The sequence below is a fragment of the Corynebacterium tuscaniense DNF00037 genome (assembly GCF_000759055.1).
Lineage (GTDB): Bacteria > Actinomycetota > Actinomycetes > Mycobacteriales > Mycobacteriaceae > Corynebacterium > Corynebacterium tuscaniense.
The window spans coordinates 1-20,000 of sequence record NZ_JRNG01000052.1 but is presented as its reverse complement, the minus strand read 5'-3'; the positions used below and the strand labels follow the sequence as shown (position 1 = coordinate 20,000).

Below are 20,000 nucleotides of genomic sequence, written 5' to 3'. Positions count from 1 at the left end.
TTTTGACCCTTAACCCCGAATTTGCCCAAGAGTCAGGAAACCCCCGCAGCCTGTATGTGCAGGTTACGGGGGTTATTCTGTGCCCCAGACTGGAATCGAACCAGTGACACCGGCTTTAGGAGAGCCGTGCTCTATCCACTGAGCTACTAGGGCAACGGGAATCTACGTTACCGCACGGTCATCAGCGGGCGAAAGACGCGGTCTGAACTTGGCGTTGTCCCAGGCTGAGACTTAGAGTCGCGCGAGGACCTGGTCGAGTGTCTCGTTGGCTGCCTGGATGGATTCATCCGAGTAGTCTTTGATCACGACATTGACGTAGGCGCCGCTTTTCTCGGCGGCGACGTTGTAGATTGTGGCTTCGATTCCATCGTCGAAAACTGAGTGCGAGATGATTGCACGTCCCTTGTTCGCGTCACCTTCGAATGGGATTTCCTTGTCCGTGATGTGCTGCGTGTAGCCGTGCATCGTGACGGTGTACTTGTCACAGGACCCATCAGATTTCTCCAGATCAGTCATCCGGTAATCAGCGATATCCGCGGCTTCCGCAATGAGCGTGAAACTATCGACGTCCAAATCAGCCATCGTGTAATTGTCCGCACTCATTCTCTCAGCGTGGTTCGCCCGCGCAGGGTCTGTGACGCTCTCCGCGCATTCAACTGGTTCAACTTTCACGTTATCTACCGCGTTTTCGGCTTCCGCATCCCGAGACATTTGGATGAATTCTTCGATCTGCTCCGGCGTGCGAACGACGATGGACTGGCCTTTGTAGGTGATGCCGTCGAGAAGCGCGCGGTAATCCACGTCCTTGGGAGCCTCGGAGGCGACAGTATCATCGTGGCTCTCTGCTGCAGGAGGTGCTGCCTGGTCGGCGTCTTCAGTGGCGCCGCACCCAGCCACGGCCATGAAGCTGACTGCGGCGAGCACTGCACTAAATGCTCTGATCATGCGCCCCAGCATATGCACGCACAGCGCAGCACGCTGGCCGAGCGGGAGAATTCAATTCCTAGGAAATTCCAAGAATTGCCGTCACGACTGCCTAGACTGTCCGCATGACTGGATACTTGGTTCCCACCAAAAAAGTTCGGGTAGCGGACTTGAAGCAGAAGAAGGCTGACGGGGAAAAGTGGGCGATGATCACTGCCTACGATTACTCCACGGCACGGGTATTCGCGGAGGCGGGCATCGAGTGCATGCTCGTCGGTGATTCCGCGGCGAATGTTGTGTTTGGTTATGAGACGACGAACCAGGTCTCCATCGACGAAATGACCTACCTCGCCGCAGCCGTCGTGCGCGGCGCGGGTAATGCGCTGGTCATCGCTGATCTGCCATTCGGGAGCTATGAGGCTTCCGACGAGCAATGCGTACGCAGCGCCACCGACATAATTCACCGCAGCGGTGCACATATGGTCAAGCTCGAAGGCGGGGTGCGCATCGCGCCGCGGATCAAGGCGCTGAAGGACGCGGGCCTGGCAGTATGTGCACACTTGGGCTTCACGCCGCAGTCCGTGGATAACCTCAGCGGCTTCAAAGTCCAGGGCCGCGATGACTCCGCCGACCAGCTCCGCGCGGACATGGAGGCCGTGGTCAACGCGGGTGCAGACATGGTCGTCTTCGAGATGGTCCCCGCTCCCCTTGCAGCAGAGCTCACCTCGAAGAGCCCTGTACCCACTGTGGGGATCGGTGCCGGCCCGGATACTAACGCGCAGGTTCTCGTCTGGCACGATCTGGCGGACCTCCCCGCCGGCGGCCACCGCGCGCGTTTCGTTCGTAAGTTCGGCGCCGTGGGCGAGGCTCTGGGCAAGGCTGCTGCAGAGTACAAGCGCGCCGTGCACGAGGGAGAATTCCCCGCGGAAGAACACTCCTTCTAGCTAGACCTCAACCGCCACGTTGTCGATCAGACGGGTCGTACCCACCTTCGCCGCAACGAGCAGGCGGGCGGGACCGCGGTAGCCTGCCGGGAGCTCAGAGAGGTCCGGGGTAGTCACGGCGAGGTAGTCCAGGTCGACATCGGGGGTGGCGTCGATAAGCGAACGCGCTTCTTCGTACGAACCTGTAGCCAGCGCGCGGGACAATACGAGTGCTACCTCGTGCTCTTCGGGGCTGAGGTAGCGGTTACGGGAGGAGAGCGCCAGGCCACCGTCCTCGCGGACAATCGGGCAGCCGTGCACGCGCACGGGCAGGTGCAGGTCCTCCACCATCTGCCGAATGAGCGCGAGCTGCTGGTAATCCTTCTCTCCGAAGAACGCGTCGGTGGCGCCGGTGAGGCAGAACAGTTTGGCCACCACGGTGAGCACGCCCGCGAAGTGAGTGGGGCGGGTCTTGCCCTCGAGGACAGAACCCAAAGGCCCGGGGTGGATGGTGGTGCGGGGGCCGTGGGGGTACATCGTGGATACGCTCGGCGCGAAGACGGCGTCCACGCCTTCGGCCTCGAGCTTGGCCAGGTCCTCGTCGAAGGTGCGCGGGTACGCATCCAGGTCCTCGCCCGGCGCGAACTGGAGCGGGTTGACAAATATGCTCACCACGACCGGATTGCCCAACTTCTTAGCCTCACGGACGAGCGAAATGTGACCACTGTGCAGGGCACCCATGGTGGGCACGAGGGAGACGCCGGGGGCGCCGATAAGCAATTGCTGAAGCTCAGCGGGTGTTCGGATCAGGCGAGTCATGCGGCTCAGCGTAGCGCTTGAGTGCTTCGAGGTGACCTTCGAGGGCCTGCTCCCCCGCGCGCGTGAGCGTGACCCACACGGTGTCCTTCGCGCGACTGGACCCGTACTCGCGGAAACGGGTGATGTAGCCGTGCTCCTCGAGGGCCGAAAGCTGCTTCGACAGCGTGGCATCGGAGAGCTCCGTGATCTCCCGCAGCCGCGCAAAGCGCATCTCGCGGCGAACGTCCCCCTCCGTCGCACCGGCAGCGCGCAGGGCTGCGCAGATCTTCAGGCGGTTGAGCGGATGAATAACCGGGTCGATCAATGGTATTTCCTCCACGTCAGGCCGTAGCCCGCGATCATCACAGCGGCGGCAAGAACTCCCACAGTGACCCCGACGATCAGATTGCCGTCCGGGTAGCGGTCCGCGAAGACCTGCATTCCGATGTACGCCGCCGCGTACAGCACCATGAATGTGAAGAACCGCTTCCAGCTCCACGCCCCCTCATCTGGCTGCACGTCCTGCTTCATGGCTGTGCGCACGGCCTTTTTGCCGCTGAACTCAAGGACCATCATGAGAAACAGCGATGCAAGAAGGACTAGCAGCCCCCACACCTGGCCCGCCAGCATGAGGCCGATGCCAAGGCCGAACACAAGACCAACAGCCACGATCATCGGCCACGGGATGGGCACTTTGGCGGCGTGTGCCTCGACTTCACGGACCGCCTCAAGCGCGTCACGTGCAGCGCTCGGATCGATCTGCTTACTTTCCATAATGGAAAGCATATTGCTTATCGACGCTCCCCGCCACCCACCAAAAATCCCCACATCCCCTCCCGCTTCCGGGAGGCGACGCGGGGATGAAAGTCCGCGTGGTTTACATCGTGTTCACGATGAGACCGATGTGGGTGTAGAAGTTCATGGCACCGAACAGCAGCCAGATCGCACCCGAAATGAGCCACAGCCACTCGATAGTCTTGAACAGGCCCGAAATGGTGTCCTCGTTCGTGCTACGAACAGCGAATGGAAGCAGCACAGCGCCAAGACCAACCATGGTGAACAGCACACCAAGGAAGCTTGCCTCCATCATCGGCCAGTCTGCGAATGCACCGGAGATCGGTTCCTCAGCCGGGGCAGCAAACAATGTGTACACAACGCCAGCCAACGCGATACCAAACAGGGCAAGACCAAGGCCAGCGATGAAGATCGTGGCTGGGCGCAGCGTCTTCATCGCGCCGTGGAAGCTCGCCTCAGAGCCAACCGCGTAGTACTCGCGCTTGTTCCACAGGAAGAAGGCCGCAGCGCCCAGGAGCACACTGAAACCCAGCGACGTTTCACCAAAGACAATGTTGTCAAAAGCGAAGTCTGGCGCCAGTGGCCAGGTCAGGGACATGTGCAGGCCAGTCGGGAAAAGAATGAGGGCCAGCGCGCCGAAGGTCAATGCGTAGCCCTCTACCCCCTCGAGCTTTCCGTTGCGAAAATCGCGGAAGAACATGGCCACGGCGATAAGGCCAGCGCCGACGGCCAGGGCCATGATTGTGTTGTAGGTCGGCATATTGCTCCAGTCGATAAGACCTGGGGACTGTTCACCAGTGAAAAAAGTATTCATAACTTGAACCGTAGCCCGTAACATCCGGACTGGCAAAGACAGGCATACTTCACGGCAACCTTTTCACCATCACTTTCAGAAGTGACCATTGTTATATTTTGTTATAAATGGTGCTATTGTTTCTGCTGTGAATAACTCTCTTAAATCGAACCGTCCCGGTTCCACCAGCATCTCCCGCCGCTCTTTCCTTGGCAATGCCACCCTGGCCACCGTGCTAGGCACTGCCGGACTCGTCGGCGTATCCCACCTCCCCAACGCCATCGCACAAGGGCGCCCCATTGGTACTGTGCTCGATTACTCCGCCGGCGTACCCTCCGCCCGCGCCGTCAAGGCAGCCGGACACATGGGCGCCGTGCGCTATGTCTCCCAGCGTCGCCCAGGCGCGGCATGGATGCTGGGCAAACCCGTTGGACTCAAAGAAACACAAGACTTCGCTGGTAGCGGCCTCTTCACCGCATCCGTTTACCAGTTCGGCCGTGCGGGAACAGCCGACTGGCTCGCCGGCGCAGCCGGTGCCACCGTCCACGCCCCACAGGCGATTAACCTGCACCGCGCAGCAGGCGGACCGAACGGCAAGCCAATCTACGTCGCTATTGATGACAACCCCACGCGCGCCCAGTACGAAAACCAGATCCGCCCATACCTGCGCGCCTTCCACGAGCGTCTCGCAGCAGCCGGCCTCCTCACCGGCGTGTACGGCAACTGGAACACTATCCAGTGGTGCGTCCAGGATGGCATCGGCTCATACTACTGGCAGCATGACTGGGGTTCCGGTGGCAAGCTGCACCCGCGCGCCAACATTCACCAGAAGGCCGGCTGGCAGGTCACCATCGATGGCGTGCAGTGCGACGTCAATAATGTCTACACCGCCGACTGGGGCCAGTGGCAGGCCGGCGGTCGCGTCGTCGCCCCGTCCCCTACTTCGGCACCGGGCCAGCCCACTACCCCTGCCGCACCGGCACCAGGTTTCCGCATTCCGGAGAACTCCTCCCTGCCCAACTTCACCAACCCCTCCCCGGAGGCCTTGTCTTCAGAGGCACAGCGCTTCGCATCCAACATCAGCGGACAAGACATTCAAAACGCCGTGAACTTCGCGCGGCAGTTCATCCGGTAGGGCAACGGCGAAACCCACTAGCTAAACCCAGCTATTCAGGACCAGCTAATCAGCCCAAAACCGCCAATAAGCTGGATCTAGAAAGCTGGGTTTAGGTCATGGCTATGCACCGCAAACACAAAGGAGGCCACCCGCCAGGGTGGCCTCCTTCTTCCGCATGGAGCATGCGCTGGGGCGAGCGCCCGAAACCGTCGCCTCGTGTTTAGTGGTCCACTGGGGCCTCCACACCAACACCGGTAAGCGAGCGGACTTCCATCTCAGCCTGGAGTTCATCCAGTTTGTCCGGCTTGCCTACGAAGGTGGCGATGATGCCAGCCAGGAACGCAGCCGGGATGGACACGAGACCCGGGCTGGTCAGCGGGAAGATAGCCCAGTCAGCGTTCGGGAACATTGCAGTTTCGCTGCCAGAGACTGCCGGGGACAGGACGATGAGAACCAGCGCCACGATGAGGCCCGTATACATGGAAGCCACTGCGCCAGCGGTGTTGAAGCGCTTCCAGTAAAGGGAGAAAAGGATCGTCGGCAGGTTAGCGGATGCCGCGATGGCGAACGCCAAGGATACAAGGAAGGCAACGTTCTGACGCATTGCCAGGATGCCCAGGACGATGGCCAGGATGCCGATGACAACCACGGTGACGCGGGAGACACGGACCTGCTCTTCTTCGGACGCCTGCCCGTCGCGAAGCACAGCGTTGTAGATGTCGTGTGCGATAGAGGCAGAGGCGGTAATAGCCAGGCCAGCCACCACGGCGAGCACTGTTGCGAAGGCCACGGCGGACACAACGGCCATGAAGACCGAACCACCGATTTCCAGAGCCAACAGTGGCGCGGCAGCATTCGCCTTACCCGGTGCAGCGTTGATCGTGTCCGGGCCAACGAGACCAGCAGCGGCGTAGCCGAGAACCAGGGTCATCAGGTAAAACGCACCGATGAGGACGATTGCCCAGGTCACGGACTTACGTGCCTCCGTGGCTGTAGGCACGGTGTAAAAGCGCATGAGAACGTGTGGGAGACCAGCGGTACCCAGAACCAGGGACAGACCCAGAGAGATGAAGTCGAGCTGGCTAGTCAAGGAGCCGCCGTATTTCAGGCCCGGTTGGAGGATCTCAGACGCCTCATAGCCAGCCTTCTGAATGTGCTCGGAACCGGCGTGCATTTCCACGGCTTTGTCGAACAGTGCATTCATGCCACCCTTGACTGCGATGAAGCAGAGGATGGTCATAATCGCCACCGCACCGACGAGCAGCACTGCCTTGATCATCTGAACATAGGTGGTGCCCTTCATGCCGCCGATGAGAACGTAGGCGATCATGATCACACCAACGATCGCAACACAGATTGCCTGAGCGCTGAAGGTGTGCAGGTCCAGGAGGACGGACACCAGGGAGCCGGCACCAGCCATCTGGGCGATGAGGTAGAACAGGGAGACAAAGAGGGTGCCAAAGGCAGCTGCCACGCGCACCGGCTTCTGTCGCAGGCGGAAGGACAGCACGTCAGCCATGGTGAAGCGGCCCACGTTACGCAGTGGTTCCGCCACGAGCAGGAGGGCCACCAGCCATGCGACGAAGAAGCCAATGGAGTACAGGAAGCCGTCGTAGCCAGAGAGAGCAATGGCGCCGACGATGCCTAGGAAGGATGCAGCGGACAGGTAGTCGCCGGCAATGGCCAGACCATTCTGGGTACCGGAGAACTGGGCACCACCGGTGTAGAAGTCAGAGGCCTCGGAGGTGGACTTACCCACCTTCGTCACAATTGCCATTGTGACAATGATGAATGCGGCGAAGACAGCGATGTTGAGAATCGGGTTACCGGCTGCCGCGGTTTGCTCTTGGGCCAGGATGAATACGTCAGGGTTCATGTCTTAGCCCTCCATCTCTTCGCGGATCGCCGCTGCGCGCGGCTCAATGTTCTTGTTGGCATACACCACGTATGCCCAGGTAATCAGGAACGTAGTGATGAACTGGGCGACACCCAGCCAGAGACCTACGTTCATACCCAGGAATGGCTTCGCCATGACCTCCGGCCAGAATGTGGCGTACACGACGTAGAAGATGTACCAGAGGAAAAATGCGATAGACACCGGGAATGTGAACTTGCGGTAGGTGCTTCGCAGTTCCTGGAACTGCGGGCTAGCCTGCATTTCCACGAATTCCTGAGGCGTTGGTTCCCGTCGCTGTTTTACAGCGGGCGAGCCTTCAGCCATGGCTACTCCTTTCGGAAAAATGAATCGGATGTGAAAAAAGTAACCTAGAACACACAACCGGGAGACAGTTTTGCCAATTAAATTAAATAAATTTCCAAAAGTCACCCCCGTTGACTAGCCCCACCCAGAGCATTGCTGATCGGCGTCCCCTCCCCACCACTATCCAGGGAACATGCGCGGATCATTAGACTGGCGTTCACCAGGGATAGTGTCGAGGAGATCCAAAGATTCGCGGTCAAGCGTGATGCTGGCAGCCGCGATATTCCCCTTAAGACGCTGCGCACTGCTCGTCTTCGGGATGACAGAGATCCCTTGGGAAACGAGATACGCTAGGGCGATCTGCGCGGGTGTTGCGCCGTAGGCAGCAGCAACCTGTGTGATCTGAGAGCTGTCGAGGATCTCTCCCCTGCCCAGCGGCGCCCATGCCTCCGTGAGAATGTTGTGGCGGGCGTGGTAGTCCCGTAATTCCGGCTGCGTGAAACCGGCATGAAGTTCGACTTGGTTCACGGCAGGTGCGACCCCCGTTGCTGCGATGAGTTCATCCAGTGTTTCTTCGTAAAAATTCGCTACCCCCACTGTCCTGATAAGCCCTGCTTCACGCTGTTCTAGCAGTGCTTCATATGCGGCGACAAAGGTGCCGTTTTGGGGCCACGGCCAGTGGACCATGAACAGATCCACGTGGTCGAGGTCCAGCCGACGCAGCGATTCGTGGAAAGCTTCCGTGGCACGAGGCTGATCATCGTTCCATAGCTTGGACGTAATAAACAGTTCTTCACGCACCACATCCCCCGCCGCGATCGCCTCACGTACTGCGCGGCCTACCTCTGCCTCATTGCCGTACAAGGAGGCAGTGTCAAAGTGGCGGTAACCGCAGTCGATGGCCCGGCGGATAATGTTCACCGTGTCCGGGCCGGTGAGTTTGTAGGTACCCAGCCCCACAAGAGGTAACTCATGACCATCGTTCAAGGTGGCATGTGGAATGTCGCGGGGAGAAAGGGTACCAACCATTGTTCTAGTTCGCCTCAAGCAGATCGATGACAAAGATGAGGGTGCGGCCCGACAACGGGTGTCCGCCACCGGCGGGGCCGTAGGCCATTTCCGGCGGGATGGTCAGCGAGCGGCGCCCGCCCACCTTCATACCGGGGATGCCTTGCTGCCATCCTTCGATGAGTCCGGTCAGGGGGAACTCAGCAGCCTCGCCACGGTCCCAGGAACTATCAAACTCCTCGCCGGTCTGGTAGTCCACGCCCACGTAGTGGACCTTGACCATGCCACCTGCCTTCGCTTCGTCGCCGTCACCGGCAACAATGTCCTCAATCACTAGGCCGGCCGGTGCCGGATCCTGAGGTACGTCAATAGTGGGCTTATCCATGAAAGATTTCTCCTTGGTTTGGGTATCCCGCTTGTAAAACGCGAAACCGCCGAAACGGTGAGCCCCTGATTATACGGTGCATCCCGCTTTCGGCGGATTCGCTGTCTTCAGCGTGCTTGTTTAGTCACACCGAAGGAGCGTTAGCGCTGATCGCGCGGAACGAACTCACGCTGCGTTGCGCCGGTGTAGATCTGACGTGGACGGTTGATCTTGGAGTTCATTGCCAGCTGCTCGCGGTAGTGAGCGATCCACCCCGGCAGACGGCCGATGGCGAAGAGGACGGTGAAGAAATCCGTCGGGAAGCCCATGGCGCGGTAGATCAGGCCGGTGTAGAAATCCACGTTCGGGTACAGCTTGCGCTCGATGAAGTAGTCGTCCTTGAGTGCGATCTCCTCGAGCTCCATAGCCAAGTCAAGCAGGCTGTCGCCGCCCAGGTGGTTGAGCACCTCGTGTGCGGATTCCTTGACGATGGCAGCGCGCGGGTCGTAGTTCTTGTACACGCGGTGGCCGAAGCCCATCAAGCGGACGCCCTTCTCCTTGTTCTTCACGCGGTTCATGAAGTCAGAAGCGTCGCCACCGTTGTTCTCCTGGATATCCTCGAGCATCTCCAGCACAGCCTGGTTAGCGCCACCGTGTAGCGGGCCAGCCAGAGCGTTGATGCCACCAGCGATGGACACGAACATGTTTGCCTGTGCGGAACCGATCATGCGGACGGTGGAGGTGGAGCAGTTCTGCTCGTGGTCAGCGTGCAGGATGAGCAGCTTGTCCAGGGCGTTCACAACAACCGGGTCAACCTCGTACGGCTCGGTCGGGTAACCGAACATCATGCGAAGGAAGTTCTCGCGCGGGCTCAGAGCGTTGTTCGGGTACATGTACGGCTTACCCTGGGATGCGCGGTAAGCGTATGCCGCCAACATCGGCACCTTTGCCATGAGGCGAACGGTTGCCTTGTCCAGCTGCTCCTCATCCAGCGGGTTGAGCTGGTCCTGGTAGTAAGCGGACAGAATGTTGACGGAGGAGGCCAGCACAGCCATCGGGTGTGCGTCACGCGGGAAGACGTTGAAGGCAGCCTTGAAGTCCTCATCCAGCAGGGTGTGGTGGCGGATGTTGCTAGAGAAGGTCTCTAGCTCCTCTTCAGTCGGCAGCTCACCGTTGATCAGCAGGTAGGACACCTCGTTGAACGTGGCGTTGTTAGCCAGGTCAGCGATGTCGTAGCCGCGGTAGCGCAGAATGCCTGCGTCACCGTCGATGTAGGTGATCTTGGACTCGGTGGAACCCGTGGACACGTAACCCGGGTCAAAGGTGACCAGGCCGGTCTGGCCGAGGAGATTGCCCAGCACGAAGCCGTCATTGCCCTCGGAGGCACGGATGAGATCCATCTCATACTCGCCGCCGGGGTAGTTGAGTACTACCTTGTCGTTGTTCTCAGAAGCCACAATGAACCTTTCAAAGAGTCGTTGAGCGACGCCTGCGGCTAGTTTCCGCAGGTAAAATAACCTACGGGCTAAGCACGAGCCAAGCGCCAGAATTGGCATGAATTCACTCTATCAGGACCGCGCCCTGAGGATGTGACGGTAGAGACAAAAACTCCACTTCCCCCGTTACACCACAATTACCCCCGCGGGCTAGAGTTAGTGCCACACCGATGCCATTTTGAAGCCTGAAAGAAGGGTCCCGAATGTCCGAGTATCCAGCTCTTCCGCAAGAATTTTCACCTCACGACGGCCGCTTTGGCTGTGGCCCTTCCAAAGTTCGCCCTTCCCAGTTGGACGCGATCACTAACGGTGCACACATCATTGGTACCTCCCACCGCCAGCCTGCGGTGAAGAATGTTGTGGGTGAGGTCCGCGAGGGTCTTGCAGAGCTGTTCTCCCTCCCCGAGGGCTACGAGATTATTCTGTCCCTCGGCGGTGCCACCGCTTTCTGGGATGCGGCGACCTTCGGCTTGATTGAGAAGAAGTCTGCACACCTGACGTTTGGTGAGTTCTCCTCCAAGTTCGCTAAGGCCTCCAAGCAGGCTCCGTGGCTGGATGAGCCGCAGGTGGTTGAGGCGCAGCCGGGCAGCGCCCCCTCCCCTTCCGCGCTGGATGGCACCGACGCAGACGTTGTCGCGTGGGCTCATAATGAGACCTCCACCGGTGCCATGGTTCCTGTCATCCGCCCGGATACTGATGCGCTCGTGCTTATCGACGCAACGTCGGGCGCCGGTGGCCTACCCGTCGATATGCGAAATGCTGATGCGTACTACTTCTCCCCGCAGAAGTGCTTCGCGTCAGACGGTGGCCTGTGGCTCGCGGCCATGAGCCCGGCTGCCATTGAGCGTATTGCCAAGATCAAGGAGTCCGGTCGTTTCATCCCGGCCTTCCTGGATCTGCAGACTGCTGTGGATAATTCCCGCAAGAACCAGACCTACAACACCCCTGCTGTGGCGACGCTGCTCATGCTGGCAGACCAAGTCAAGTGGATGAATGACAATGGTGGCTTGGACGGCATGGTTGCCCGCACCAAGGCAAATTCGGATGCGCTCTACTCCTGGGCGGAGGGCAATGCGCACGCAACGCCGTTCGTTGCGGATGTAGACAAGCGCTCCTACGTTGTGGGCACCATCGATTTTGATGATTCCATCGACGCCGCTGAGCTGGCTAAGGCTCTGCGCGCAGGCGGCATCCTCGACGTGGAACCGTACCGCAAGCTGGGCCGTAACCAGCTGCGCATCGGCATGTTCCCGGCGATTGACACCGAGGACGTAGTCAAGCTCACTGGTGCAATTGACTTCATGCTGTCCCAGGGCGTCGGCGAGAAGTAAAGAGTGAAATCCCTACCGCCGCAACCAAATAAGAGATTGCGTGTCAGTTAAGCTGTCTTTTTGATTGACTTAGGTGTAAGGAGACAGCGATGCGCGAGCTCTTTGTTGTTGCGGACGAATCGACCGACTCTCTGTGGGTGCTGCGCGCCCTTGACGGAGAGAAGTTCTGCATTTCACGCGAGGACCTTGTCCCGCCGGCCGCACCGACACTCACCACCGTCGACGATGCTTCCGTGAACAGCGGTTCTGACGAGGATGATGAGAACCTTGAGGTCGCCGAAGCTGAGCCTGTCGAGGAAGCGAAGAATGAAGAACGTGGCGGGCCAAACCTGACACTTTGTACACCGGAGCCTGAAAATCCCGAGACAAAGTCTTCCCCCGTCGAACGCACGCCTGCGGAGCCGGACCCGCTGTTTGCCACTCCCCTATCGCTGCGCCCGAAGGATATTCAGGCACGAATCCGTGCGGGAGCAAGCACTGAGGAACTCGCTGAGGAGATGGGCGTGGCCATTAGTCGCGTGGAGCCGTATGCCCATCCGGTGTTGCTGGAGCGCGCCCAGGTTGCGGAGGTTGCGAAGCAGTCCCATCCGGTCCGTGCAGATGGTCCGGCGCCGGACACGCTATATGAGGTCCTCGCGTTGAGCTTCTCTTCCCGCGGTCACGCCCTGTCCGAGGCCACGTGGGATGCGGTCCGGAACGTCGGCGAACCGTGGGTGGTGCGCTTGACGTGGCAGGCTGGCCTGCAGGAGCACAGCGCTGAATGGTCTTTCCACCGCACAATGGGCTCTGCCCCCACTACGGAACCGCGCGATGCGGTTGCAGCGGATCTGATCGACCCCTCGTTTGCACAGCCGGTGCGTTCACTGTCCGCCGTGGCAGTGAATTACGAGCAGGACGCTCCCGCTGCTCCTGCCGAACAGCGGCAACAGACGCACCACGCCCAGCCTGATCTTTTCGCGGAAGGCGACGTGCTGCACATCCCGGAGGAGCATGTGAAACCGAAGAAGCGCCGGCGTAAGGCTGTCACGCCGCACTGGGAGGACGTGCTTCTTGGGGTGCGCACGAACACGAAGCGTCCGAAGAAGTAGGGCTTTATGGGAGTCTCAGCCGTAGTCACTTTCTGGTACATCAACGCCGCTGATTCGGCCGCGGTATTGGAAGCAGAGCCACACGCTGACCGTGGCTTTGGCCGCAAATTGCTCGCGCAGCTCAATCCGCGCTGGCCAATCACGCCGATTGGCCAGTTCCCGCTAAACCGCTCTGCGCCCAGTAGCCGTGATGAGTTCTACATTGCCGGCTATCCGGGGGTCGCTGTCCTGCAGACGCATATCGACGACTGCGGCAAGCTCTCCGACATCCCCACCAACCTTCGCCGGGCGGTGCCCGCAGCGGATGTTTTCGTCTTTGCGGAGGGCATCGACGAAGGCGAGGGCTACGCCGGTTTTGCCCGCTTCAATGGGGATACGGTGCGCCGTTCCCTGTGCGCGACGCGCAATGAGCTCATCGAAGACCTCGGGCTGCCGGATGGGTTTGAAGCCCCGTTTTGGGCTGGGGAACGCGCCGATCAACTCGGTGGTATCTCACTGCCCTTTGAGCCAGTTGATCTCATGCACGCTGCCCAGCGCAGTTGGCTAGGTGTGGACATCTCCCCCGATGGCCCCGACATCAATGTGGTGGCTTACGCCGTTGACGGGCGCCCAGAACCCAAGGTGGAGCAACGCACCCCAGGGGCCAAGAATGTCGCCGATGTTGCCGCCAAGTTTTCCTCAGCGAATGCAGATTATGACGACTATGAGGAAGCCGAAGAAACGAACGACGAGTTCGCAGAACTCGCCGACGCTTCCGCCAAAGTGGCACGCCGGATTGGGCGCGATGTGACGCGACGCTGGCGCAACCTCAAGCAGACGGTGAAAGAACGGCTCCGTCACTCCGACCGCTAGCTCAGCCCCACTATCCCACGGTCGCGTTCATAAAACGCAATAGCTGCTGACGTTGCCACGTTCAGGGAGTCTGTGCCTGGCGCCATGGGGATGCGGGCACGGATGTCTGTCGCACGCATCGCATGTTCTGTCAGGCCAGGTCCTTCCCCGCCGACGAGGAGGGCGACTTTGGGCCAGGGCTTACCGGCGGCGTCGACAAGCGCTTCCGCGAGATGGACGGCGCGATCATCGGGTGTGAGCGAAATCAACCGGAAACCGGCCTGGCGCAGCTGTTCAAGCGAACGCTGCCACGTGGTGGATGTGCCGTCCAGATGCGCGAACGGCAAGCGGAGCACATGCCCCATAGACACGCGCACGCTGCGGCGATACAAAGGATCTGCCGTGCCAGACCCCAACAGCACACCGCCCACTCCCATGCCGGCAGCATTGCGGAAAATAGCCCCGATATTCTCGTGGTCGCCGACCCCCTCAAGGACCACGAGCGTGCGCGCATCTAGCAGCTCACCGACATCAGGCTCCCCTGCCCTATCCGCTACCGCGATGAGCCCACGGTGCATGTCATACCCAACAACCTGAGCGAGCACCTCACGGGTCACGGTGTAAATCGGAGCCTCAATCGGTGGGAGACCTTCTTCCGCACGTTTAGTGCGGAAGGTGTCAATCTTCTTCTCAAACCCGATGATGCAGCGCAGCGGGTAGCGCGAATCCACCACACGACCGGCAACGAGCGGGCCTTCCCCGAAGACGTACGCGCGGGAGTTATCCGCCTTCTTCAAATCGCGGACAACATCCAACCGCGGGTCAGCGGGATCGGTAATGGGGATCATGCGCTACCAATCGTGGGTGACTTAGGAGATCGCAGCCATGATCGGATCCATGGCAAAGAACACCACGAACAGCGCGGAGATCAACCACATGATCCAGTGAATTTCCTTCGCACGGCCCGCGAACACTGCGAACAGTGCGAAGGTGATGAAACCGATGCCGATGCCATGGGCGATGGAGTAGGTAAACGGCATTGCCACGATGGTGAGAAAGGCCGGCAGTGCAATATCAAAGCGGGACCATTCGATCTCACCCACCTGCATCATCATGAGTGCACCAACGATGACCAGCACTGGTGCGGCAGCCTCAATCGGCACGATCTCATACAGTGGGGTGAAGAACATGGCGGCCAGGAACAGCAGGCCGGTCACAATGTTGGCCAGACCAGTGCGTGCACCATCCGCGATACCGGCAGACGAGTCAACGTAGACCGTTGCGGAGGAAGCAGAACCAGCACCACCAGCGATAGCGCCAAAGCCCTCAACAACGAGCGCCTTCTTCATGTCCGGTAGCTCGCCATTTTCATCCGTGAGGTTTGCCTGACGGCCCAGAGCCGTCATCGTGCCCATAGCGTCGAAGAAGTTAGCCAGCACCAGGGTGAACACCAGCAGTGAAGCGGTGACAACACCAACCTGAGTAAAGGCACCGAGCAGGTCGACGTTGCCCACGATGGACAGATCAGGCACGCCACCGAAAGAGTCCGGCAGAGTCGGAACAGCCAGATTCCAGCCCGTCGGGCCGGTCTCAGCGGACGATCCGGCGCCCGTGACCCGCTCAATAATGAGGGCGATGGTGGTGTTGAGCACGATACCGATGAACAGGCCACCCGGAATACGGCGCGCAACCATGAAGCCACAGATGAACAGGCCAAGAACAAACACGAATGTCGGCCACGAAGCAATGGAACCGTTGATGCCCAGCTGTACTGGAACGGTGGTCATAGCGGCATCAGGGATACGGCGAACAAAGCCAGCATCCACGAATCCGATCATGGCAATGAACATGCCAATGCCCACGCCGATAGCAGCCTTCATCGAGGGCGGAATAGCTCGGAAGACGGCGGAGCGGAAACCGGAAACAGCTAGAAGAACGATAATGATACCGTCAATGACCACTAGGCCCATCGCCTGTGCCCACGTCAGGCCCTCCGTACCCACCAGGGTGACAGCCACCAAGGTGTTCAGGCCCAGGCCAGCGGCGATACCAAACGGGTAATTCGCCACAACGCCGAACAAAATACACATGACGCCGGCCACCAGTGCGGTAGCGGCAGCAACCTGCGGAATGCCCAGTACGGTGCCCGCGGAGTCTTCACCAGTACCCAGGATCAACGGGTTCAACAGGACGATGTACGCCATGGCGAAGAAGGTGACCACGCCAGCGCGGACCTCCGTAGCCACCGTGGAGCCCCGCTCCGAGATGTGGAAGAAACGGTCCAGGCCAGAGCGCGCTTCAGCGTCCGGTTTCTTCTCCGAAAGATGTTCCACCTTCGCAGAATCTGTGGTGTTCGAACTCATAAAAACTTGTCCTTTTAACACGGAAAAAGCGCCCCCACAAACCACGCACGGGACCACTTGGGGCGCACACCGGCTCACGGAAGCAGAAACATGACGGGGATAGCGTCCCACCTAGTTGCCGGTTTTACAAAATGAGCAGCTGTGTCTGTCACCACATTGAGGGGTGGGGTTAGAAGAGGGGCTTTTCATCGTCGAAAAGCTCTCCGCCCGCATCAAGTTCTTCGGAATCAACCTTCGTTTCTGAGTGCGCGCCACAGCCATACGCGGCGGAGACAACGCGCCCATCGGCGGAGTATTCATTGGCACAGACACCGAAGTTGTAGCCGATCGGCTCTCCTGCCGGAATGAAAAAAGCACAGGTCTTACACTGCAGCGCCGCCTGAGAGGCGTGCGCGGAATTGGGGCCAAAATCCCCGCGACGCCATCGATCCTTTGCGGCATCAAGGCCAGTTTTTGTGAGATACTGCGCGGTCTCACGGCCCGGGAACGTCACGGCATCCGGCGCGAAGGAATCCGCTGTCAAGCGCTCATCATCATGCGCTGGCTCCATCAGGTCGCCGGGGCCAAGATCACCCGGGCGGAGGCGATCCGAGTATGGCACCCAATCGGGCGCTTGCAGCGCTTCACCCGTGGGCGCGGGAACAAGCGCAACCTCACTCACCGTGATGTAATCCGAGCCCGTTGCACAGGCCACCACCGCATTCCACTCCCACCCGGTGTAGCCCGGTACGGTTGCCTCAAAGCGGTGCGTAGCAGTGTTACTACTCAAGCCACTGACACCAATATGTTCCCCTACTTTTCCCTGATCGAACTCATGCAGCGCCTCACGCGCAACGTTGACCGCCCGTTGACCAAGCAAGGGGCTTGCAGGAGTGTTGTTTGCTTCGCGGTTGCGACGGGTCTTTCTTTGTGTCACATCAACCATTATGGCTGACGTGTTGCAAGATAGAGCCCATGGCCCATTTTCCGCGCGCTGCTGCACTGCTGTTTGCCGTGCCGCTTCTTGTTTCTTGTTCCGGCTCCCACAAGCAGGGTGATGAAGGTGCCCTGCATCTCACCGCCCACATCGAGGAACGGCTGCCTTTTGATGAAACAAGCTTCACGCAGGGACTTGAGCTCGGTCCAGACGGCACGCTTTATGTGGGCACCGGGATGGAAGGGGCTTCCCGCATTTATCGCAGCACGGTGGATGGGCGCGAGCTTGCCAGCCAGGATCTCGCCCCTGAATTTTTCGGGGAGGGCATCACGCTTATCGACGACTCCCTGTGGCAACTCACCTGGCAAAACAACACCGCCATCAAACGGGACGCGGAAACTCTCGAGGAAATCAGTCGCGCTACCTATGAGGGTGAAGGCTGGGGCTTGTGTGCCCGGCCGGATGCCGGTGAGGTGATCTTCTCGGATGGCACCAGCGAGCTGCGACGCATGGACCCGGACACCTTGGCGGAACGTGAACGCTTCACCGTAACGCTGAACGGCTCACCTCTAAGCGGGCTCAATGAGCTTGAGTGCGTGGGTGAAGATATTTATGCCAACATCTTCACCAGCACAGACATCGTTCGGATCGACGCGACCACAGGAGTAGTAGAAGCGGTTATTGATGCCTCTGGTGTTCCCAACAACGCCACCCCGGACCCCAACCACGTACTCAACGGTATCGCGCACATCGAGGGCGATGAGTTCTACATCACCGGTAAACGCTGGCCGGACATGTACCGGGTCACCTTCATTCCGGACTCAAGCCACGGATAGACTGCTTGGGTATGGGTAGCAAGAAGACACGGGACCAACGCTCCATAGCCATGCTTGCCATCATCGCGGTGATGATCGTGGGCATCGTTGCCGCACTGTACTTCTACATGGAGTGGCGAAATAACCGTCCCAGTACCCCGCCACAGGAGATTGAAGTGACGGCCACTGCCGGTGAAAACTCCGCCACAACCACACCGTTCAGTGTCTGTGAATTCGGGGAAAACTGCCCAGAAGGCTCTGTTGCCACCATCGACGCGGACGGCGCTGATGCCGTGCGCGTCAGCGTGCCCAAAGATGTCTCCGTTTTGCAGTGGTCACTGCTCAGCATTTACGACGACCCTGCGGCCAACAGCGAACGCACCTTCACTCCCGGTGAAGCCGATGAAGTAGATGTGCCTATCCGCAGTGAATCCAACTCCAATGCCAGCCTTGTTGTCATGGAAGTGTCCTGCCTCATGGTCGGCCAGGACGGCGCTGGCGAAGAGACCCCGGTCATGGTTACCTGGGCTTTCAGCACCGAAGCAGCCTAAGGCACCTTCGGCGCCTTAGGAATCTAGCTCTTTCGCCACCGCGCGCAGGATCTCCGCGATCTGGCGCCCTTCCTTCCGCTCCGGGTAGCGGCCAGCATCAAGTGCCGGCTGGACCTGCGTTTCCAGCATCGACATGACGTCGGCAAGCATGCTGCTGAGCTCCGCTGGCTTGCGACGATTCACCGGGCGACGGCGCGGCTCATCGAGCACCTTCACCCGCAGCGCCTGGGGGCCACGACGGCCGGCAGCAAAATCAAACTCGATCCGCTGGCCTGGGAAGAGCTCATCCACACCCTCGGGCAGCACGTTTTTACCAACGTAGACATCCTCGTCCCCCGGGTTAGAGGCAAAACCGAAGCCCTTGTCGGCGTCGAACCACTTCACTTTTCCTACTGGCATCGTTGTCACACCCTTATGTGTATCGCGTTATTCTCGCGTGAAAACCGCGAGTATACCCGCCACGCAACGCGGTCCCATAAAGTTACGCCGTGCCGCACTCTGGCGACACACGCAACGACGTGTGAGACACCTCACAAAGATTACATTTACGCAGTTCCTGCAGTTAGTCACCCCGGAAAGTGCGTCACATTTGTCACATTAATAACAATTCAAGAAAACAACGTGACCTAATCGTTATAAACAGCTAGAGTTACCGGCATGCCCTCACAGGGGCCAACCCTAATCGCATGATTGCCACGTTGAATTGTGTCCAGCGATCACTGCGACAAACTCCATAAGGACATAAGCGGGGGACCCACCCGCACGAACCCACCTCGGTGGCCGTGCACCGCGGGAACCCTCACCGGCCACAACCGGCCAGTGAAACCCGCTGGGGTGAAGCCGCACACGCGGCCAGGCACCTTACTAAGACCTCAGCCTGAACCCGACAGCTCACCTCGCAAACGCTTAACAAGAGAGGAACTTGAATACCCATATGGGACGTCACAGCAAGCAGAGCCGCACGTTTTCCAAGGTAGCAGCTGGCGCTTCCGCAGCTGTTGCGGCAACCGCCCTGATCAATCCGATTGCTAACGCAGCCCCGGATTCTGACTGGGACCGCCTGGCCCAGTGCGAGGCTGGCGGCAACTGGCACATCAACACCGGCAATGGCTACTACGGTGGCCTGCAGTTCTCCGCTAGCACCTGGCGCGCACATGGCGGTGGCCAGTTTGCACCGTACGCTCACCAGGCAACACGCGAGCAGCAGATCGCCGTCGCTGAGCGCACCCTCGCCGCCCAGGGCTGGGGCGCATGGCCGGCTTGCTCCGCTCGTCTTGGCCTGCGTTCCGCCCCCACCCCGCGCAACGTGAACCCGGCCCCAGCTCCCGCTCCAGCACCTGCCCCTGCAGCTCCGGCCGCACAGGGTGGCGAGCTCCAGGTTGATGCGGTGTACAACACCATCACCCGCTCCCTGAGTGCACGTGGCTTGAAGGTTCCGGCCCATGTCACCGCGAGCTACAACGCCAACCGCCACGACTACAACGCGTTCTACCTGGCCAACAAGGACCTCATTGACGCTGTTCTGGCTCGTCTTTAATCCGGCTTAAGAGCGCCCTGTCTCCTAAGAGACCCAGGTAAAGGCCCGAGCATTTAGCTCGGGCCTTAACTTTTTCGTTGTGTCGGGAACCGGGCTGTTCATGCTCGTTATGTGGCTTATTTGCGTGTCTTGAGGCGCGACTCGGCGCTC

The 20,000-nt window shown here is 59.7% G+C and carries 22 protein-coding genes, 1 tRNA gene and 1 riboswitch; of the genes, 8 read left to right on the top strand and 15 right to left on the bottom strand.

The window, feature by feature from the left end; all coding sequences use genetic code 11:
• Window positions 1–80: 80 nt before the first annotated feature.
• A tRNA-Arg gene (locus HMPREF2129_RS09740) sits at window positions 81–153 on the bottom strand.
• A gap of 78 nt (window positions 154–231) precedes the next feature.
• Window positions 232–945, bottom strand: coding sequence for a hypothetical protein (locus HMPREF2129_RS09735; protein WP_156959278.1), 714 nt, complete (start codon window positions 943–945; stop codon window positions 232–234).
• A gap of 104 nt (window positions 946–1,049) precedes the next feature.
• Between HMPREF2129_RS09735 and panB the strand changes: the two genes are divergently transcribed.
• Entirely contained in the window at window positions 1,050–1,868 is an 819-nt protein-coding gene (gene panB, locus HMPREF2129_RS09730) for a 3-methyl-2-oxobutanoate hydroxymethyltransferase (RefSeq protein WP_034666081.1), read from the top strand.
• Here the strand turns inward: panB and panC are convergent, their stop codons facing one another.
• The 4 genes from panC to HMPREF2129_RS09710 form a co-directional block, all read right to left on the bottom strand.
• The gene (panC, locus tag HMPREF2129_RS09725) at window positions 1,869–2,666 is read right to left on the bottom strand and encodes a pantoate--beta-alanine ligase (protein WP_034666079.1); all 798 of its coding nucleotides are present in this window, start codon (window positions 2,664–2,666) and stop codon (window positions 1,869–1,871) included.
• Window positions 2,638–2,970, bottom strand: coding sequence for a transcriptional regulator (locus HMPREF2129_RS09720; protein ID WP_084576798.1), 333 nt, complete (start codon window positions 2,968–2,970; stop codon window positions 2,638–2,640). The genes panC and HMPREF2129_RS09720 overlap by 29 nt, the downstream gene beginning before the upstream one ends.
• Window positions 2,967–3,419, bottom strand: coding sequence for a hypothetical protein (locus tag HMPREF2129_RS09715; RefSeq protein ID WP_146014979.1), 453 nt, complete (start codon window positions 3,417–3,419; stop codon window positions 2,967–2,969). The genes HMPREF2129_RS09720 and HMPREF2129_RS09715 overlap by 4 nt, the downstream gene beginning before the upstream one ends.
• A gap of 103 nt (window positions 3,420–3,522) precedes the next feature.
• Window positions 3,523–4,254: a DUF981 family protein gene (locus HMPREF2129_RS09710; RefSeq protein WP_034666070.1), complete on the bottom strand. Its 732-nt coding sequence runs from the start codon at window positions 4,252–4,254 to the stop codon at window positions 3,523–3,525.
• Window positions 4,255–4,381: 127 nt separating this feature from the next.
• Between HMPREF2129_RS09710 and HMPREF2129_RS09705 the strand changes: the two genes are divergently transcribed.
• A complete protein-coding gene (locus HMPREF2129_RS09705) occupies window positions 4,382–5,368 on the top strand; it encodes a DUF1906 domain-containing protein (protein ID WP_052093112.1) in 987 nt (328 codons plus the stop codon).
• Window positions 5,369–5,570: 202 nt separating this feature from the next.
• Here HMPREF2129_RS09705 and HMPREF2129_RS09700 read toward each other — a convergent pair whose 3' ends face one another.
• From HMPREF2129_RS09700 to HMPREF2129_RS09680, 5 genes are all read right to left on the bottom strand, one after another.
• Window positions 5,571–7,226 (bottom strand): solute symporter family protein, encoded by a 1,656-nt coding sequence (locus HMPREF2129_RS09700; protein WP_052093111.1) that lies wholly within the window; start codon window positions 7,224–7,226, stop codon window positions 5,571–5,573.
• 3 nt (window positions 7,227–7,229) lie between these two features.
• On the bottom strand, window positions 7,230–7,571 hold the full coding sequence (locus HMPREF2129_RS09695; RefSeq protein ID WP_034666068.1) for a DUF485 domain-containing protein: 342 nt from the start codon (window positions 7,569–7,571) through the stop codon (window positions 7,230–7,232).
• 159 nt (window positions 7,572–7,730) lie between these two features.
• On the bottom strand, window positions 7,731–8,579 hold the full coding sequence (locus tag HMPREF2129_RS09690; protein ID WP_034666066.1) for an aldo/keto reductase: 849 nt from the start codon (window positions 8,577–8,579) through the stop codon (window positions 7,731–7,733).
• A gap of 4 nt (window positions 8,580–8,583) precedes the next feature.
• On the bottom strand, window positions 8,584–8,943 hold the full coding sequence (locus HMPREF2129_RS09685; protein WP_034666062.1) for an FKBP-type peptidyl-prolyl cis-trans isomerase: 360 nt from the start codon (window positions 8,941–8,943) through the stop codon (window positions 8,584–8,586).
• Between the two features lie 140 nt (window positions 8,944–9,083).
• Window positions 9,084–10,379 carry a citrate synthase gene (locus HMPREF2129_RS09680; protein WP_034666059.1) on the bottom strand — a complete coding sequence of 432 codons (1,296 nt, stop codon included), beginning with the start codon at window positions 10,377–10,379 and terminating at the stop codon, window positions 9,084–9,086.
• A gap of 242 nt (window positions 10,380–10,621) precedes the next feature.
• Here HMPREF2129_RS09680 and serC point away from each other — a divergent pair, with 242 nt between their 5' ends.
• The 3 genes from serC to HMPREF2129_RS09665 all read left to right on the top strand — a co-directional run bounded on the left by serC (window position 10,622) and on the right by HMPREF2129_RS09665 (window position 13,689).
• Entirely contained in the window at window positions 10,622–11,749 is a 1,128-nt protein-coding gene (serC, locus tag HMPREF2129_RS09675) for a phosphoserine transaminase (protein WP_034666056.1), read from the top strand.
• Window positions 11,750–11,838: 89 nt separating this feature from the next.
• Window positions 11,839–12,837, top strand: a complete 999-nt coding sequence (gene sepH, locus HMPREF2129_RS09670) for a septation protein SepH (RefSeq protein ID WP_034666053.1) — start codon at window positions 11,839–11,841, stop codon at window positions 12,835–12,837.
• A gap of 6 nt (window positions 12,838–12,843) precedes the next feature.
• Window positions 12,844–13,689, top strand: a complete 846-nt coding sequence (locus HMPREF2129_RS09665) for a DUF6928 family protein (protein WP_034666050.1) — start codon at window positions 12,844–12,846, stop codon at window positions 13,687–13,689.
• Here the strand turns inward: HMPREF2129_RS09665 and HMPREF2129_RS09660 are convergent.
• The 3 genes from HMPREF2129_RS09660 to HMPREF2129_RS09650 form a co-directional block, all read right to left on the bottom strand.
• On the bottom strand, window positions 13,686–14,516 hold the full coding sequence (locus HMPREF2129_RS09660; RefSeq protein WP_034666047.1) for a TrmH family RNA methyltransferase: 831 nt from the start codon (window positions 14,514–14,516) through the stop codon (window positions 13,686–13,688). The genes HMPREF2129_RS09665 and HMPREF2129_RS09660 overlap by 4 nt on opposite strands.
• Before the next feature lie 21 nt (window positions 14,517–14,537).
• On the bottom strand, window positions 14,538–16,031 hold the full coding sequence (locus HMPREF2129_RS09655) for an NCS2 family permease (RefSeq protein WP_084576796.1): 1,494 nt from the start codon (window positions 16,029–16,031) through the stop codon (window positions 14,538–14,540).
• A gap of 169 nt (window positions 16,032–16,200) precedes the next feature.
• Complete coding sequence (locus HMPREF2129_RS09650; protein ID WP_034666044.1) at window positions 16,201–16,956, bottom strand: DUF3027 domain-containing protein; 756 nt, start codon at window positions 16,954–16,956, stop codon at window positions 16,201–16,203.
• A 29-nt stretch (window positions 16,957–16,985) separates the two neighbouring features.
• Between HMPREF2129_RS09650 and HMPREF2129_RS09645 the strand changes: the two genes are divergently transcribed.
• Window positions 16,986–17,783 (top strand): glutaminyl-peptide cyclotransferase, encoded by a 798-nt coding sequence (locus HMPREF2129_RS09645; protein WP_052093110.1) that lies wholly within the window; start codon window positions 16,986–16,988, stop codon window positions 17,781–17,783.
• 11 nt (window positions 17,784–17,794) lie between these two features.
• Window positions 17,795–18,313: a DUF2771 domain-containing protein gene (locus HMPREF2129_RS09640; RefSeq protein WP_034666041.1), complete on the top strand. Its 519-nt coding sequence runs from the start codon at window positions 17,795–17,797 to the stop codon at window positions 18,311–18,313.
• Between the two features lie 15 nt (window positions 18,314–18,328).
• Here the strand turns inward: HMPREF2129_RS09640 and HMPREF2129_RS09635 are convergent, their stop codons facing one another.
• Entirely contained in the window at window positions 18,329–18,712 is a 384-nt protein-coding gene (locus tag HMPREF2129_RS09635; RefSeq protein ID WP_034666039.1) for a cold-shock protein, read from the bottom strand.
• A 311-nt stretch (window positions 18,713–19,023) separates the two neighbouring features.
• Window positions 19,024–19,236, top strand: a riboswitch (cyclic di-AMP (ydaO/yuaA leader).
• 11 nt (window positions 19,237–19,247) lie between these two features.
• Here HMPREF2129_RS09635 and HMPREF2129_RS09630 point away from each other — a divergent pair.
• On the top strand, window positions 19,248–19,850 hold the full coding sequence (locus HMPREF2129_RS09630; protein WP_034666037.1) for a resuscitation-promoting factor Rpf1 domain-containing protein: 603 nt from the start codon (window positions 19,248–19,250) through the stop codon (window positions 19,848–19,850).
• The last annotated feature ends 150 nt before the right edge of the window (window positions 19,851–20,000 follow it).

Coding starts and splice junctions, on each gene's coding strand:
- HMPREF2129_RS09735 (WP_156959278.1), bottom strand. CDS start 945: ATGATCAGAGCATTTAGTGCAGTGCTCGCCGCAGTCAGCTTCATGGCC.
- panB (WP_034666081.1), top strand. CDS start 1,050: ATGACTGGATACTTGGTTCCCACCAAAAAAGTTCGGGTAGCGGACTTG.
- panC (WP_034666079.1), bottom strand. CDS start 2,666: ATGACTCGCCTGATCCGAACACCCGCTGAGCTTCAGCAATTGCTTATC.
- HMPREF2129_RS09715 (WP_146014979.1), bottom strand. CDS start 3,419: ATGGAAAGTAAGCAGATCGATCCGAGCGCTGCACGTGACGCGCTTGAG.
- HMPREF2129_RS09710 (WP_034666070.1), bottom strand. CDS start 4,254: ATGAATACTTTTTTCACTGGTGAACAGTCCCCAGGTCTTATCGACTGG.
- HMPREF2129_RS09700 (WP_052093111.1), bottom strand. CDS start 7,226: ATGAACCCTGACGTATTCATCCTGGCCCAAGAGCAAACCGCGGCAGCC.
- HMPREF2129_RS09695 (WP_034666068.1), bottom strand. CDS start 7,571: ATGGCTGAAGGCTCGCCCGCTGTAAAACAGCGACGGGAACCAACGCCT.
- HMPREF2129_RS09690 (WP_034666066.1), bottom strand. CDS start 8,579: ATGGTTGGTACCCTTTCTCCCCGCGACATTCCACATGCCACCTTGAAC.
- HMPREF2129_RS09685 (WP_034666062.1), bottom strand. CDS start 8,943: ATGGATAAGCCCACTATTGACGTACCTCAGGATCCGGCACCGGCCGGC.
- serC (WP_034666056.1), top strand. CDS start 10,622: ATGTCCGAGTATCCAGCTCTTCCGCAAGAATTTTCACCTCACGACGGC.
- sepH (WP_034666053.1), top strand. CDS start 11,839: ATGCGCGAGCTCTTTGTTGTTGCGGACGAATCGACCGACTCTCTGTGG.
- HMPREF2129_RS09665 (WP_034666050.1), top strand. CDS start 12,844: ATGGGAGTCTCAGCCGTAGTCACTTTCTGGTACATCAACGCCGCTGAT.
- HMPREF2129_RS09660 (WP_034666047.1), bottom strand. CDS start 14,516: ATGATCCCCATTACCGATCCCGCTGACCCGCGGTTGGATGTTGTCCGC.
- HMPREF2129_RS09655 (WP_084576796.1), bottom strand. CDS start 16,031: ATGAGTTCGAACACCACAGATTCTGCGAAGGTGGAACATCTTTCGGAG.
- HMPREF2129_RS09650 (WP_034666044.1), bottom strand. CDS start 16,956: ATGGTTGATGTGACACAAAGAAAGACCCGTCGCAACCGCGAAGCAAAC.
- HMPREF2129_RS09645 (WP_052093110.1), top strand. CDS start 16,986: ATGGCCCATTTTCCGCGCGCTGCTGCACTGCTGTTTGCCGTGCCGCTT.
- HMPREF2129_RS09640 (WP_034666041.1), top strand. CDS start 17,795: ATGGGTAGCAAGAAGACACGGGACCAACGCTCCATAGCCATGCTTGCC.
- HMPREF2129_RS09635 (WP_034666039.1), bottom strand. CDS start 18,712: ATGCCAGTAGGAAAAGTGAAGTGGTTCGACGCCGACAAGGGCTTCGGT.
- HMPREF2129_RS09630 (WP_034666037.1), top strand. CDS start 19,248: ATGGGACGTCACAGCAAGCAGAGCCGCACGTTTTCCAAGGTAGCAGCT.